This is a genomic window from Microcoleus sp. A6-C6 (assembly GCF_036705955.1).
Classification (GTDB): domain Bacteria; phylum Cyanobacteriota; class Cyanobacteriia; order Cyanobacteriales; family Microcoleaceae; genus Microcoleus.
Window position 1 is genome coordinate 1 of sequence record NZ_JAUBVR010000176.1, and the last position, 1853, is coordinate 1853.

Genomic DNA, 1853 nt, shown 5'->3' on the forward strand with positions numbered 1-1853 from the left:
TTTCCCACAGCAGCAGGCTGCTTACGGTTCCGCACTTCCAGATAAATCAACAAAGCATTAACATCAGCCGGATTCACCCCACCAATCCTCGCCGCTTGGCCAATAGTCAGCGGCCTAATTTTAGTCAACTTTTCCCGCGACTCCTTCGAGAGAGTTGTAATTGCCATATAATCCAAATCCCCAGGCAATTGGCGGCGTTCGTGTTTCGCAATGTCATCAATTTGATTTTGCTGTCTTTGCAAATAACCGGAATATTTGAGGTCAATTTCTACACCATTTTTCTCGGCTAATTGTAGACTGGAATCACCTAAATTGTATCGTTCCAAATCGACATAATGAAAACCCGGACGGCGCAGCAAATCAGCGAGAGTTATTGAACCTTTAATCACTTGTTGGGTGTCGGCAAAAATTTGCTTTCCAACTTCTTCGTGCTCTTTGACGCGAGTCGAGTACAAACGGGATTTTTCCGCGACAATATTAGCTTTTTTGCGATCGAATAACTCCCAGCGGCGGTTATCTATCAAGCCAATTTCCCGTCCCAGCGGAGTCAAGCGTTGGTCGGCATTGTCCGATCGCAATAATAGCCGATATTCCGATCGCGAAGTCAGCATCCGGTAAGGTTCCCGCAAATCCTTCGTACACAAATCATCAATCAAAGTCCCGATATAACTTTGCTCGCGAGGAAACACAATCATCTCTTGATTTTTCGCGAATCTAGCCGCATTAATCCCTGCGACAATCCCCTGTGCAGCCGCCTCCTCATATCCCGTCGTACCGTTCACCTGACCCGCGCAAAACAGCCCTTCAATCTTCTTAGTCATCAGCGTCGGGAAGCACTGGGTTGCAGGCAAATAATCGTACTCGACAGCATAAGCAGGGCGCATCATCTCGCATTTTTCTAAACCGGGAAGAGTCCGCAGCATTTCCAGTTGCAAACTTTCCGGTAAGCCAGTGGAAAATCCTTGGATATAAAGTTCAGGAATATCCCTACCTTCCGGTTCAATAAAAATCTGGTGACTTTCCTTATCTGCAAAGCGCACAATCTTATCTTCAATACTCGGACAGTAGCGTGGCCCCTTCGCATCAACCCAGCCACCGTAAACTGGAGAAAGGTGTAAGTTGTCTCTAATTAACTGGTGAGTTGCGGGCGTAGTTCGAGTCAAATAACATGGCATTTGTTCGCGTTCCACCCAAACTTCAGGATCGAAACTAAACCAACCAACTTCTGCATCTCCAGGCTGCGGTTCCAGGTTGGTGTAATCGAGGGTACGTTTGTCAACTCTTGCCGGAGTTCCTGTTTTTAAACGTCCGGTTTCAAAGCCCAAACGGTTGAGAGTTTCTGTCAAACCGACGGCGGCAAATTCTCCGGCGCGTCCGGCGGGCATCGACTTGTTGCCAACCCAAATTGTGCCGCCGAGAAATGTGCCAGTGGTGAGAATTACGGCTTTGCATTCAAAGGCAACGCCGAAGTATGTTTCAACGCCGATAATTTCTTCGTTTTTGCCCAATACTAAGTCTGTAACCATCGCTTCGCGGATGGTCAAGTTCTCTTGATTTTCGACAATATTGTTCATGACAGCGGCGTATTCTCGCTTGTCTGTCTGGGCTCTTAGCGCCCAAACTGCGGGGCCTCTCGAAGCGTTGAGGACGCGCTTTTGTAGATAAGTGCGATCGGCCATTTTGCCGATTTCTCCGCCTAGGGCATCGACTTCGTTGGTGAGTTGAGTTTTAGCGGGGCCGCCGACGGCTGGGTTGCATGGTTGCCACGCGATTTTGTCGAGGTTGAGGGTGAGTAAAAGGGTGCGGCATCCGAGGCGAGATGTGGCGAGGGCGGCTTCGCAGCCTGAGTGTCC

1 protein-coding gene is annotated in these 1853 nt (G+C 49.1%); it reads right to left on the reverse strand.

Going from position 1 to position 1853, the window contains the following annotated elements; all coding sequences use genetic code 11:
* On the reverse strand, positions 1-1853 hold a 1853-nt coding region (mnmG, locus tag QUB52_RS29015; protein ID WP_332976347.1), incomplete at both ends, for a tRNA uridine-5-carboxymethylaminomethyl(34) synthesis enzyme MnmG.